This window comes from Streptomyces sp. WM6386, from assembly GCF_000972385.1.
Classification (GTDB): domain Bacteria; phylum Actinomycetota; class Actinomycetes; order Streptomycetales; family Streptomycetaceae; genus Streptomyces.
Genome location: NZ_JXTE01000009.1, coordinates 38,948 through 51,187, shown reverse-complemented (window position 1 = coordinate 51,187; position 12,240 = coordinate 38,948). Strand labels below are relative to the sequence as shown.

Genomic DNA, 12,240 nt, shown 5'->3' with positions numbered 1-12,240 from the left:
AAGGAGTGGGGATCATTCCCCGGCCACCGCAAGGGTCATGCGCAGATGGTGGTGCCCCGGTTCGACGGGATGCGGGGTCCAGCCCTGGCGTGCGTAGAAGGCCTGCGCCCGCGCGTTGTCCCCATGCACCTCCAGCACGGCGGTCCGCCTGCCGTCGGCCTGCCACTGCTCGACGCAGGCCGTGTGCAGGGCGGTGCCGAGGCCGGAGCGCCACCGGTCGGGGTCGACGTGGAACTGGAGGAGCTTGACCGTTTGCGCCGGGGCTTCCTCGGGGGTGCGGAAGGAGGCGAGCGCGACGATGCGCCCGTCGTCCACCAGGCACAGAACATGGCCGTCCGGCCGGGCGATGGCACCCCGCCAGGCGGCGAGCCAGTCGGTGCCGTCGTCCGGGATGCCGTCGGAGTAGTACGTGGCCCGGGCGCGGGCGTGGAGCGCGGCGACGGCCTCCGCCTCGGCGGGTACGGCGGTCCGGATCACTCGGGCTCCCACGGCCCTGTCGTGGATCATGCAACGGAGGACGTGACCTCGGTCGGACCGGTTCCCAGGCGGCTGTACTGGGCCCGGTATGCGCTCGGTGTCAGACCGGTGCGGCGGACCAGATGGGCGCGGAGCGAGTCGGCGGTGCCGAGGCCGCAGGAACGGGCCACCTGGTCCATGGGGAGGGTGGTCGTTTCCAGGAGTTCCTTCGCGCGTTCGACGCGCTGGTGCAGGAGCCACTGGAGGGGGCTGACGCCGCTTTCGGCGTGGAAGCGGCGGGTGAGGGTGCGTACCGAGACGCCGGCGTGGCGGGCGAGGTCGGTGAGGGTGAGGGGTCTGTCGAGGTTGCGCATGGCCCAGCCCCGGGTGTCGGCGCAGGCGGTGCCGCGTTCGGGGGGCAGCGGGGTCTGGGTGAACTGGGTCTGGCCGCCCGGCCGTACCGGGGCCACCAGGGAGAGGCGGGCCACCTCGTTGGCGACCGCGGCGCCGTAGTCGGTGCGGATCATGTGCAGGCACATGTCGATGCCGGCCGCGTAGCCGGAGGAGGTGAGGATCTGGCCGTCCTGTACGTACAGGACGTCACCCTGGAGGTCCAGGGACGGGTAGCGGTCGCGCAGTTCGTCCGCCAGTTGCCAGTACGTGGTGGCGCTGCGGCCGTCCAGGAGACCCGCCTCGGCCAGTACGAAGGCGCCGCTGCAGATGGAGGTCACGCGCCTGCCGGCCGCCGCCGCCTCGCGCACGGCGTGGATGGTGCGCGGGTCGGGGGCGTAGCGGTGGCCCGTCCCGGCCACCACCACCGTGTCGGCGCCCCCGATCGCGTCCAGACCCCGGTCGATGTGGAGGGCGAGGCCGCCGGTGGTGGCGACGGGGCCCGGGTCCGGGGTGCAGACGACGACCTCGTAGCCCTGGCCGCCGTCCACCTCGACCTTCCCGAAGAGCAGCTCGGGGATGGCCAGGTTGAACATCGAGACCGGTGACGGCGCGATGACGACGACGCGGTGCGGGGCGCGGGGCATGGCCAGAACCTCCGGACGTATGGCATTCAGGCCACTACTGTACGTCGGCGGAGATCCGCAGCATGGGAGGCATGTCCGGTAATCACTTGGCCAGGAAACGTCAACTCACCGCTCCTTCCGGGGAGTCTCAGTCCATGAGGACCTCTCCCGCCACCACGCTGGTCGCCGCACTTCTCGGCTTCGCGCTGATCACCCTCGACGCGTCCGTGGTGAACGTGGCCCTCCCGGCCATCGGCTCGGCGCTCGGCGGTGAGATGGCGGGCCTGCAGTGGGTCGTGGACGCCTACACCCTCGCCTTCGCCGCGCTCATGCTGTCCACCGGCGCCTTCGCGGACCGGGCCGGGGCGAGCCGGGCGTACGCGATCGGCATCCTGCTCTTCACCCTCGCCTCGGCGGCCTGCGGGCTGGCACCGAACCTGGCGGTGCTGATCGGCGCCCGGGCGGTGCAGGGTGTCGCGGCGGCCGTGGTGCTTCCGGCGTCGCTGGCCCTGGTACGGCAGGCGTATCCCGACGCCGCGCGCAGGGCGCGTGCCGTGGCCGCGTGGGCCGCGGGCGGTTCGGTGGCGGTCGCCCTGGGGCCGGTGGCGGGCGGCGCGCTGACGACGGCCTGGGACTGGCGGGGCATCTTCTTCATCAACCTGCCGCTGGGGGCCGTGGCACTGGCGTTGCTGGTGCGGGCCCCCCGGTCGGAGCGGCGTCCGGCCCCTCTCGACCTGCCCGGACAGCTGACGGCGATCGTGACCCTGACGGCGCTGACGTTCGCGGTGATCGAGGGCGGGGCGACCGGGCTGGTGGCGCTGGCGGTGGCCGTGGTGTCGGGCGTTCTCTTCGTCCGGGTCGAGGCGCGGCAGGCGCACCCCGTGGTCCCGCCGGGCCTGTTCCGTACCCGGGCCGTCTCCGTGGCGGTCGCGGCGGGGGTGGCGTGCAGTGTGGCCTTCTACGGAGTGGTGTTCGTCTTCTCCCTCTTCTTCCAGCAGGTCCAGGGACATTCGGCGCTGTACGCCGGGCTGCTGTTCCTGCCGATGTCGGGGCTGATCGCGGCGTCGAACGTGTCCGCGGGAAGGCTGGCGGGGCGCTACGGGCCGAGGCTGCCGATCCTGATCGGCCAGGGCCTGGCGACGGCCGGTCTCCTGCTGCTGCTCGTGTGCGTCGACGAGGGGACCCCCGCGGCCCTGGTGGCGGCGCTGCTCATCCCCCTGTCCGTCGGCTGCGCGCTGACGGTGCCGCCACTGACGTCCCTGATGATGGAGGCGGTACCGGCGGAGCGGGCCGGGCTGGCGGCCGGCGTCCTCAACTCCGCCCGCCAGACGGCCGGCGGGCTGGGGATCGCCGTGTTCGGGACGCTGGTCTCCCACGGGTTCGTCGAGGGGATGCGGGAGAGTCTCGGGATCGGCGCGGCCCTGTTCGCGGTGACGTGGCTGTTCAGCTTCCGTCTCTCAGGTCCTTCGGCCAGTCGGGCCTGAACTCCAGGTGGTCGTACGTCACGACGCAGCCCTCGCCCATCGGGGACTGTGTCATGAAGCCGACGAGGGCGGCGTCGCTCTTCTTCTCGTCGTCGAGGCTGAACAGCCGGACGAATATCCAGTGTTCGCCGTCACGGGAGGCGTGGAAGGCGAAGGCGCGGCCGGTGCGGCTCACTCTGAGCCAGACCGAACTGCCGTCCACGGTGAAGGAGTTGGCGTCGTCGGAGTGTCCCCGGGTGACCACCGTGCAGATCGTGGCCACGTCCGGGGAGTACTCCAGACAGAGCTTGGCCCAGGCCCGGTCGCCGACATGGACGTAGAGCACACCCGCGTCGAAGGACGCGTTGAACCCCACGGTGACGCGAGCGATGAGCTGAAAGTCCCCTTCGGGCGCACCGAGCAGCCGCGGCGCGTCGGAAGCGGGATCGAGCCCTTCGGCGGTCGGCGGCACGAACCGGTCCTGCCGGGGCCCGGCCCACCCGGTGAGCACACCGTCCTCGTAGGACCAGTGCCCGTCGGGTCCGTAGGTGCGGAGGGGAAAGGGCAGTTCGGGGAGCAAGACGTCCATCGACTGATTATCGCAGGGTGAGTGCACCCACCCAGGGGCGCGGGGCTGCATCGATATGCGGCTCCGCCGCGTGGGCGCGACAAGCCACGACGAACCCGCAGCCGCCACACAGCCCCACACCCCTACGGCGCTATCGCTCCAACTGCCCGTTGAACCGACGCGGCAGCCCCAGCGGGTTGTCGTCCCGCAGCTCCACCGGCAGCAGAGCCTCCGGAGTCGTCTGGTACACAACCGGCCGCATCCACCGCTCGATCGCCGTACCACCGACCGACGTCGACGTCGACGTCGTCGCCGGGTACGGACCGCCGTGGTGCTGAGCAGCCGCCACGGCGACACCCGTCGGCCAGCCATTGACGAGCACACGCCCCGCCAGCGGCGTCAGCTCCGCCAGGATCTCCGTGCCACGTCCCTTGCCCTCGGTCTCCTCGGTCGACAGATGCACCGTCGCGGTGAGGTTGCCCGGCAGACGCGACAGCACGGCCCGCGCCTGCGCGTCGTCGTCGTAGCGCGCCACGACCGTCACCGGACCGAAGCACTCCTCCAGGAGCAGATCGTGCTCACCCTCGGCGGCCAGCTTGTCCGCCGGAACCGTCAGGAAGCCCGCGCTCACCGTGTGGTCACCACCGGAGCCCGGCGTCACCGGCGTCTCCACGTCGGCCAGTTCGGCGCGCTCGGCGACCCCGGCGATGAAGTTGTCCCGCATCCGGTGGTCGAGCAGCACGCCCGCGTCGGTGTTGCTGACGGCGTCCGTGAGGGACTTGACCAGGCCGTCACCGGCGGCGCCCGACGGCACCAGCACGAGGCCCGGCTTCACGCAGAACTGGCCGACGCCCAGTGTCATGGAGCCCGCGAGGCCCATACCGATGCCCTCGGCGCGCTCGGCGGCCGCGGCCTCGGTGATGACGACGGGGTTCAGGGAGCCCAGCTCGCCGTGGAAGGGGATCGGGACCGGACGGGCGGCGGCCGCGTCGAAGAGGGCCCGCCCGCCACGGATGGACCCGGTGAAGCCGGCGGCGGCGACCAGCGGGTGCTTGATCAGCTCGAGGCCCGCCTCGAAGCCGTGCACGAGACCGAGCACGCTCTCGGGGATGCCGTGCTCGGCGGCGGCCCGGCGCAGGACGGCCGCGACCAGCTCGGACAGGCCGGGGTGGTCGGGGTGCGCCTTGACGACGACGGGGCAGCCGGCGCCCAGCGCGCTCGCGGTGTCGCCGCCGGCGACCGAGAAGGCGAAGGGGAAGTTGGAGGCCGAGTAGACGCCGACGACACCGAGCGGCACCTTGTAGCGGCGCAGGTCCGGGATCGGCGGGGTCGCGGTGTCGTCGGGGTGGTTGATCACGACGTCGAGGAAGGCGCCCTCGTCGACGATGTCCGCAAAGGCCCGCAGCTGGTAGCTGGTGCGGGCGAGTTCCCCGGTGAGCCGGACCGGACCGAGCGCGGTCTCCGCGTCGGCGGCCTCGACGAGCTGGTCCTTGGCCGCCGTCAGCTTGTCGGCGGCGGTACGCAGGAAAGCGGCGCGGACCGTGCGGTCGGCAAGGGCGCCTCGGGCGTCGTGCGCGGCCCGGACGGTGGCGTCCACCTCCTGGGCGGTAGCCTCCACGGCAACCTGCTCACGCTGCTTCCCGGTTCGGGGGTCGACACTCCAGACTGGTGCTGCTGCCACCGCGGGTCCCTCCACACAGTTCCTAGGTCATCCACCAGGCTCGTTCGATATGCTGAACGCTGTCTCTGATGGTGAATATCTGTTGGAGACTATATCTCTGGATTCTCGTCCAACGAAGGGGTGCAAGGGCGATGTCGGCAGGCGAGACGGGCGGCGGGGCGCAGGTCAAGTCCGCGGTACGGACGGTTGAACTGCTCGAATACTTCGCCGGACGCCCCGGTATGCACTCCCTCGCGGCGGTCCAGGAGGCCGTCGGTTACCCCAAGTCCAGCCTCTACATGCTGCTGCGCACGCTGGTGGAGCTGGGCTGGGTGGAGACGGACGCGACGGGCACGCGGTACGGCATCGGGGTGCGGGCGCTGCTGGTCGGCACGTCGTACATCGACGGTGACGAGGTGGTCGCGGCGGCGCGTGGGACGCTGGACCGGCTGTCGGACGACACGACCGAGACCATCCACCTGGCGCGTCTGGACGGGACGAACGTCGTCTACCTGGCCACGCGGCAGTCGCAGCACTATCTGCGCCCCTTCACCCGGGTCGGCCGTCGGCTGCCGGCCCACTCCACCTCCCTCGGCAAGGCGCTGCTCAGCACCTACCCCGACGAGCAGGTCCGCAAGATGCTCCCGGAGACGCTGCCGGCGCTCACCGAGAACACGATCACCGACCGGGAGAAGCTCATCGAGGAGCTGCACCTGGTGCGGGAGCAGGGCTTCGCCGTGGACCGTGAGGAGAACACGCTGGGGCTGCGCTGCTTCGGTGTGGCGATCCCCTACCGGACCCCCGCGCGGGACGCGATCAGCTGCTCGGTGCCGGTGGCCCGGCTGACGCCCGCGCACGAACAGATGGTGAAGGACGCGCTGTTCGACGCGCGGGACCGGCTGACACTGGCCACCCGTAGGCTCTGAGGCATGCAGATCACGCTCCGAGAGGTCCACGACAGCGATCTGCCGGTGTTCTTCCGGCAGATGAACGATCCCGAAGCCCTGCACATGGCGGCCTTCACCTCGAAGGACCCGACCGACCGGGACGCCTTCGACGCCCACTGGAAACGCATCCGGGCCTCCGACGCCGTGCATCGCACGGTCCTGGCGGACGGGGACGTGGTGGGCAGCGCGTCGGTGTACGGCGAACCGAACGAGCGCGAGGTGACGTACTGGATCGACCGCGCGTACTGGGGCCGGGGCATCGCCTCGGCGGCCCTGCGCGAGCTGGTGACCCAGGTGCCCGAGCGCCCGCTGTACGCCCGTGCCGCCGCCGACAACGCCGGTTCCCGGCGTGTGCTGGAGAAGTGCGGTTTCCGGCTGTCGGCCCATGCGCGGGGGTACGCGAACGCCCGCGGCGAGGAGATCGACGAGGTCGTCCTGACGCTGGGCGTCTGACGGCGCCGCGCATGAACGTCCCATGAGAATCGCGGACGCACGGGAACGATTCGCGGTGCTCTGCTCGTCTACCTGAGCGGGATGAACAAGACGATCAGGCGCGCATCGGTCTTCGCGCTGCTGCTGGTGTTCGCTCTGCTGGTGCGGGCGACCTGGGTGCAGTTCTACGACGGTCAAGCGCTCGCGGACGACAGCGACAACCGGCGGAATGCGATCGAGACGTACTCGTCGCCGCTCGGGAACATCATCGTGGCCGGAGAGTCGATCACCGGTTCCGCGCAGACGAAGGGCAGCGACCTCAGGTACAAGCGCACCTACAAGGACGGCGAGCTGTACGCCTCGGTGACGGGCTACGCCTCGCAGGCCTACGCTCCGACCCAGCTGGAAGGCATCTACACCGACCTTCTCAACGGCACGGACAGCCGGCTGAAGTCCGTCATGGACACGGTCACCAACCAGCGCGCCGAGCCGGGCAACGTGGTCACCACGATCGACCCGGACGTGCAGAAGGCGGCCTATGAGGCGCTCGGCGACAAGCAGGGCGCGGCCGTCGCGATCGATCCGACGACCGGCAAGATCCTGGCCGTGGTGTCGACCCCGTCGTACGACCCGTCCTCGCTGACCGACGCCAACACGGCCGGTTCGGCCTGGAAGAAGCTCAACGCGGACTCCGACAAGCCGCTGACCAACCGCGCGCTGCGGCAGCCGGTGGCGCCGGGTTCGACGTTCAAGCTGGTCGTGGCGGCGGCCGCGCTGGAGGACGGTCTGTACTCGTCGGTGGACGAGAAGACCGAGAGCCCGGACCCGTACACACTGCCGGGCACGGTCACCAAGCTGGAGAACGAGAACAAGTCGGCGCCCTGCGAGAACGCCTCGATCCGCACCGCGCTCCAGTACTCCTGCAACAACGTGTTCGCGAAGATGGCGTTCAACCTCGGCCAGGACAAGCTGCGGGCGATGGCGGAGAAGTTCGGCTTCAACGACGAGTCGCAGGACGTGCCCGTGCGGGCGTACACCAGCGTCTACCCCTCGGACATGGACGACTCGTCGACGGCGCTCACCGGCATCGGCCAGTTCGATGTCACCGCGACGCCGCTGCAGATGGCCATGGTGTCCGCGGCCATCTCCAACGGCGGCAAGCTGGTCTCTCCGCACATGGTGTCGCAGATCACGAACAGCGGCGGCGATGTGCTGGAGAACTACGACGACGAGGCGTCGACGACCGAGGTCGTCAGCTCCGAGACCGCCGAGCAGCTCCAGTCCGCGATGGAGACGGTCGTCAAGGACGGCACCGGTACCAACGCGCAGATCGACGGGGCGACCGTCGGCGGCAAGACGGGTACCGCGCAGCGCGGCGAGAACAACAGCAAGTCGCCGTACGCCTGGTTCACCTCGTACGGCAAGGCCGACGGCAAGGAGGTCGCCGTCGCGGTCCTGGTCGAGCAGTCGAACGCGGAGCGCTCCGAGGTCAGCGGCAACGGGCTGGCGGCGCCGGTGGCCAAGGCGATGATGGAAGCAGCGTTGCAGTAGACGCGCCCCCAAGGGGCGCGGGGCTGTATCAATTTGCGGCTCCGCCGCGCGGGCGCGACCAGCCGCGACGAACCCGCGGCTGGTCGCGCAGCGTCCGTCACTTGGCCCCGAGAATCTGCTCAATCGGGTCAATGGCGAAGTACACGAGGAACAGCACCGACGTCCCCCACAGCAGCCAGTGGATCTCCTTCGCCTTGCCGAGAACCGTCTTGATCACGACGTAGGCGAGAAACCCCGCACCGATACCGTTGGTGATCGAGTACGTGAACGGCATCACGGCGATGGTGAGGAACGCCGGGATGGCGATCTCGTACTTCTCCCAGTCGATGTGCTTGACCTGGGTCATCATCAGGAAGCCGACGGCGACCAGTGCGGGGGCGGCCGCCTGGAGCGGGACGATGGTGAGCAGCGGGCCCAGGAACAGGGCGAGGCCGAAGAGGCCACCGGTGATCAGGTTCGAGAAGCCGGTGCGCGACCCCTCGCCGACACCCGCCGCCGACTCGATGTACGACGTGGCGGAGGACGACGACGACGCGCCGCCCGCGACCGCCGCCGCACCGTCGATGAGCAGCACCCGGCCGAGGTTGGGGACCTTGCCCTCCTCGTCGAGGAGACCCGCCTCCGCGCTGATGCCGACGACCGTGCCCATGGTGTCGAAGAAGTCGGACAGGATCAGCGTGAAGATCAGCAGGACGACGGTGATGACACCGACGTCGGCGGCGCTGAACGCTCCGAAGAGGCTGAAGTGACCGATCAGCCCGAAGTCCGGGGTGTCGACGAGCTTGTCGGGCCACGCGGGCGTGGTCAGACCCCAGCTCTTGATGTCGGCCGCCGAGTTGATGATCATCGCAATGATCGTCATGGTCACGATGCTGATCAGAATGGCGCCCTTGACCTTGCGGGCGAGCAGTCCGATCGTCAGCAGCACACCGAGACAGAAGACCAGGATCGGCCACCCGGAGAGGGTGCCGGTGCCGCCGAGCTGGACCGGCACGGTGGTGTGCGCGATGTCCGGGATCCGGCTGACGAAGCCGGCGTCGACGAAGCCGATGAAGGCGATGAACAGGCCGATGCCGACACTGATCGCCTGCTTGAGCGGCTGCGGGATGGCGTGCATGACGGCCTCGCGCAGACCGGTCACCACCAGGACGCAGATCAGCAGGCCTTCGAGGACGACCAGACCCATCGCGTCGTCCCAGCTCATCAGCGGGGCGATCTGGAAGGCGACGACTGCATTCAATCCGAGGCCCGCGGCGAGCGCGAGGGGCAGGTTTCCGCCGACGCCCATGATGATCGTCATCACCGCGGCCACCAGGGCGGTGGCGGTGGTGAGTTGGACCGGGTCGAGGGTGTCGCCGAACTTGTCCTTGGCGCTGCCCAGGATGATGGGATTCAGGACAAGGATGTAGGCCATCGTGAAGAACGTGGCGAAGCCGCCGCGTATCTCCCTGGCGAAGGTGGATCCCCGTTCGGAGATCTTGAAGTACCGGTCGACGCTGTTCGCCGCCGGTGGCGGGACGCTCGGCCGGTCGGCCACCTTCTGTGTGTCGGACATGCCTGTTGCTCCTTGTTGCCTGGCTGATCGGTGTGCGGATGCTGGCTGGATTGTTCCCGCGTTGAACGCGCTTCAGGTTTTCTCCGTGTTACGGAATCGGGGTCGGTGGACCAGACTGCGTTCGAAGCCCCGTACGAACCACCCCGATGATCACTGCTACGCTTCCGGATCTCGTCCGGGTCACCTCCGGATGATCACATGTCATTCACATGACAGGCACAGGGAGGTCTCGCCCGTGGGCACGGTCGTCGACGACGCAGCCTCCGTGGAGTTCCATGCCTTCTTCGAGCGTCACTACGCCGAACTGTCCCGCCTCGCCCACCTGTTGACCGGTGAGTCGGACGCCGCCGACGATCTCGCGGCGGACGCGCTGCTCGCGCTCTGGAACCGCTGGGACCGGGTGCGCGCGGCCGACCATCCGGCAGCGTACGCCCGTGGTGTCGTCGCCAATCTTGCCCGCACCCGCATCCGCAGCGCGGTCCGCGAGCGCCGACGGATCGCCCTGTTCTGGTCGCAGCGCGAGGAGAAGACGGAGAACCCGGACATAGCGGGAGTCGTGGACGTCCAAGAGGCGCTGCGCAGGCTGCCGTTCCGCAAACGGGCGTGCGTCGTCCTCCGGCACGCGTTCGACCTGTCGGAAAAGGACACCGCTCTCGCCCTGGGTGTTTCCGTGGGTACGGTTAAGTCCCAGACGTCCAAGGGGATGGCCGAACTGCAACGGCTGCTCGGCTCCCAGGGCGTACCCCGGAAGATGGCGGCGGCCATGGCGCGCGGCGGCGAGAGCGGAGGACGGACCCGATGAGGCAGCAGGACGTGCACGACGAGCTGCGCGCCCGGCTGCACGAGGCGGCCGGACAGCACGAACCCGACCGCGCGCGCATCCTGGCGCGGATCGAGCGTGGCATGGCCGAGGAGACCCGCCCCGACCACCGGGCCACCCGTCCGCCGGTGTTCGGCTGGGTGCGGGTGGTCAGCGCCACGGCGGCGGTCGCGTGTGTGCTCGGTGTCGGCGGTTACGCGGTGGCGTCGGCCGTGAAGGACAACGCTCCGCAGCAGACCGTGGCGACCACGGCGACGCCCGAGCCCTCGCCGGACGCGACGAGCCGGGCGCCGATCAAGCCGGCCGACCCGTCGCCGGGCGAGGCCCAGGAGACCAGGAAGCCCAGCGGCACGCCCTCGCAGCGGCAGCCCTCCGCGACCCCCACCGCCCAGCCCCCGGTCACCGCCTCCGGCGAGGAGGACGGCCCCCTCTGGTCGGACGGCTCGGTCGACCCGCACAGCAACGACTTCTGGGCGCAGAGCAACGTCACCCTGAAGACCTCCGAGGAACTGACCGCGCTCACCGTGCAGTTGAAGATCGCGCAGACCGGCGGCGTCACCTCGGCCGGTGCCTGGCGCTCGCTCCCCGAGGACGACTTCACGCTGACGACCGAGGAGAAGGACGGCTTCCTCGTCTACACCTGGACGCTCAAGGAGGGCCGCAAGGTCGCCAAGGGCGAGTGGGTGTTCGCGGGGCAGTACGACCATGAGCGCGGCGGCCGCGACGCGGCGGACGACGGGTACAGCGCGACCGGCACCGCCGCCGGCGAACAGCTCGCGGTGAAGGGCGACTTCGCCTCCCACTCGGGCGACGACGCATCGTCAGACGGGGATTCGTAAAGAAAATCCGGAGGGGCGGCAACCCTTTCCTTCACCCGTGGCGACCAGGAGCCGTAAGGATCCTCTCCCACGCAAGGAATGGGCATGACTGCACGAGCTGAACAGCGCGTCCGCCACCGCCGCCAGGTTTCCAAGCGCCGGGCGGTGATCGCCGGAGTCTCGGCCCTCGGCCTCACGGGTGCGGCGATCGTCACGACGACGATGATGTCCTCCGCGAGCGCCGCGTCCTCCTGGCCGACCGCCACCGGCAAGCAGGCCGTGAGCAGCACCATCAAGGTCACGGGCACCTACAACGGCGGCTACAAGCAGTTCTACGGCAGCGGCGCCCTCGGCGGCGACGGCCAGGAAGAGGGCCAGGACCCGGTCTTCCAGCTGGCGGACGGTGCCGTCCTCAAAAACGTGATCATCGGCACACCCGCCGCGGACGGCGTCCACTGCCTCGGCAGCTGCACGCTCCAGAACGTCTGGTGGACGGACGTCGGCGAGGACGCGGCCACCTTCAAGGGCAAGTCCTCGTCCTCGGTGTACACGGTCTACGGCGGCGGCGCGAAGAACGGCTCGGACAAGGTCCTGCAGTTCAACGGCGCCGGCAAGCTGGTCGTGAGCAAGTTCCAGGTGGCCAACTCCGGCAAGCTGGTGCGCAGCTGCGGCAACTGCTCCACGCAGTACAAGCGCACGATCATCCTCAACGACGTGGACGTCACCGCGCCGATGAACGCGATCGTGGGCATCAACACGAACTACGGCGACACCGCCGCGCTGCGCAAGGTCCGTATCCACGGCGACAGCAGCAAGAAGATCAAGACCTGTGTCCGCTTCAAGGGCAACAACACCGGCGCCGAACCGACCCAGATCGGCACCGGGGCCGATGGAACCTTCTGCAGGTTCTCTTCCTCTGACATTTCGTACGAGTAAGTGAACCTTCAAGCATGA

12 protein-coding genes are annotated in these 12,240 nt (G+C 69.6%); 7 read left to right on the top strand and 5 right to left on the bottom strand.

Translation table 11 applies throughout. From position 1 onward, the window contains the following. Positions 1-12: 12 nt before the first annotated feature. Entirely contained in the window at positions 13-507 is a 495-nt protein-coding gene (locus tag TN53_RS07795; RefSeq protein ID WP_199924531.1) for a GNAT family N-acetyltransferase, read from the bottom strand. Continuing rightward, positions 504-1,493 carry a GlxA family transcriptional regulator gene (locus TN53_RS07790; protein WP_046257664.1) on the bottom strand — a complete coding sequence of 330 codons (990 nt, stop codon included), beginning with the start codon at positions 1,491-1,493 and terminating at the stop codon, positions 504-506. The genes TN53_RS07795 and TN53_RS07790 overlap by 4 nt, the downstream gene beginning before the upstream one ends. 134 nt (positions 1,494-1,627) lie before the next feature. Between TN53_RS07790 and TN53_RS07785 the strand changes: the two genes are divergently transcribed. Then, complete coding sequence (locus tag TN53_RS07785; protein WP_234441526.1) at positions 1,628-2,956, top strand: MFS transporter; 1,329 nt, start codon at positions 1,628-1,630, stop codon at positions 2,954-2,956. On the opposite strand, the gene TN53_RS07780 is transcribed toward TN53_RS07785, so the two are convergent. Together TN53_RS07780 and TN53_RS07775 are read right to left on the bottom strand one after the other, a co-directional pair. Then, on the bottom strand, positions 2,916-3,524 hold the full coding sequence (locus TN53_RS07780) for a DUF1349 domain-containing protein (RefSeq protein WP_046257663.1): 609 nt from the start codon (positions 3,522-3,524) through the stop codon (positions 2,916-2,918). The genes TN53_RS07785 and TN53_RS07780 overlap by 41 nt on opposite strands. A gap of 130 nt (positions 3,525-3,654) precedes the next feature. Further along, positions 3,655-5,184, bottom strand: coding sequence for an aldehyde dehydrogenase (NADP(+)) (locus tag TN53_RS07775; protein WP_095046363.1), 1,530 nt, complete (start codon positions 5,182-5,184; stop codon positions 3,655-3,657). A 131-nt stretch (positions 5,185-5,315) separates the two neighbouring features. Here TN53_RS07775 and TN53_RS07770 point away from each other — a divergent pair, with 131 nt between their 5' ends. The 3 genes from TN53_RS07770 to TN53_RS07760 all read left to right on the top strand — a co-directional run bounded on the left by TN53_RS07770 (position 5,316) and on the right by TN53_RS07760 (position 8,093). Then, positions 5,316-6,089: an IclR family transcriptional regulator gene (locus TN53_RS07770; RefSeq protein WP_046257661.1), complete on the top strand. Its 774-nt coding sequence runs from the start codon at positions 5,316-5,318 to the stop codon at positions 6,087-6,089. 3 nt (positions 6,090-6,092) lie between these two features. Then, positions 6,093-6,563 carry a GNAT family N-acetyltransferase gene (locus TN53_RS07765; RefSeq protein ID WP_046257660.1) on the top strand — a complete coding sequence of 157 codons (471 nt, stop codon included), beginning with the start codon at positions 6,093-6,095 and terminating at the stop codon, positions 6,561-6,563. A gap of 81 nt (positions 6,564-6,644) precedes the next feature. Further along, the gene (locus TN53_RS07760) at positions 6,645-8,093 is read left to right on the top strand and encodes a peptidoglycan D,D-transpeptidase FtsI family protein (protein WP_046257659.1); all 1,449 of its coding nucleotides are present in this window, start codon (positions 6,645-6,647) and stop codon (positions 8,091-8,093) included. A gap of 97 nt (positions 8,094-8,190) precedes the next feature. Here the strand turns inward: TN53_RS07760 and TN53_RS07755 are convergent, their stop codons facing one another. After that, positions 8,191-9,648, bottom strand: a complete 1,458-nt coding sequence (locus TN53_RS07755; protein WP_046257658.1) for an NCS2 family permease — start codon at positions 9,646-9,648, stop codon at positions 8,191-8,193. Positions 9,649-9,883: 235 nt separating this feature from the next. Here TN53_RS07755 and TN53_RS07750 point away from each other — a divergent pair, with 235 nt between their 5' ends. From TN53_RS07750 to TN53_RS07740, 3 genes are all read left to right on the top strand, one after another. Next, a complete protein-coding gene (locus TN53_RS07750) occupies positions 9,884-10,450 on the top strand; it encodes a SigE family RNA polymerase sigma factor (protein ID WP_046257657.1) in 567 nt (188 codons plus the stop codon). Continuing rightward, positions 10,447-11,307, top strand: coding sequence for a hypothetical protein (locus TN53_RS07745; protein WP_046257656.1), 861 nt, complete (start codon positions 10,447-10,449; stop codon positions 11,305-11,307). Before TN53_RS07750 ends, TN53_RS07745 begins: the two co-directional genes overlap by 4 nt. An 84-nt stretch (positions 11,308-11,391) precedes the next feature. Next, entirely contained in the window at positions 11,392-12,222 is an 831-nt protein-coding gene (locus TN53_RS07740; protein ID WP_046257655.1) for a pectate lyase, read from the top strand. Positions 12,223-12,240 lie beyond the last annotated feature (18 nt).

What these genes read in the sequence shown, in the direction of transcription:
- TN53_RS07795 (WP_199924531.1), bottom strand. Translation starts at nt 507, where the DNA reads ATGATCCACGACAGGGCCGTGGGAGCCCGAGTGATCCGGACCGCCGTA.
- TN53_RS07765 (WP_046257660.1), top strand. Translation starts at nt 6,093, where the DNA reads ATGCAGATCACGCTCCGAGAGGTCCACGACAGCGATCTGCCGGTGTTC.
- TN53_RS07790 (WP_046257664.1), bottom strand. Translation starts at nt 1,493, where the DNA reads ATGCCCCGCGCCCCGCACCGCGTCGTCGTCATCGCGCCGTCACCGGTC.
- TN53_RS07770 (WP_046257661.1), top strand. Translation starts at nt 5,316, where the DNA reads ATGTCGGCAGGCGAGACGGGCGGCGGGGCGCAGGTCAAGTCCGCGGTA.
- TN53_RS07760 (WP_046257659.1), top strand. Translation starts at nt 6,645, where the DNA reads ATGAACAAGACGATCAGGCGCGCATCGGTCTTCGCGCTGCTGCTGGTG.
- TN53_RS07755 (WP_046257658.1), bottom strand. Translation starts at nt 9,648, where the DNA reads ATGTCCGACACACAGAAGGTGGCCGACCGGCCGAGCGTCCCGCCACCG.
- TN53_RS07780 (WP_046257663.1), bottom strand. Translation starts at nt 3,524, where the DNA reads ATGGACGTCTTGCTCCCCGAACTGCCCTTTCCCCTCCGCACCTACGGA.
- TN53_RS07785 (WP_234441526.1), top strand. Translation starts at nt 1,628, where the DNA reads ATGAGGACCTCTCCCGCCACCACGCTGGTCGCCGCACTTCTCGGCTTC.
- TN53_RS07740 (WP_046257655.1), top strand. Translation starts at nt 11,392, where the DNA reads ATGACTGCACGAGCTGAACAGCGCGTCCGCCACCGCCGCCAGGTTTCC.
- TN53_RS07745 (WP_046257656.1), top strand. Translation starts at nt 10,447, where the DNA reads ATGAGGCAGCAGGACGTGCACGACGAGCTGCGCGCCCGGCTGCACGAG.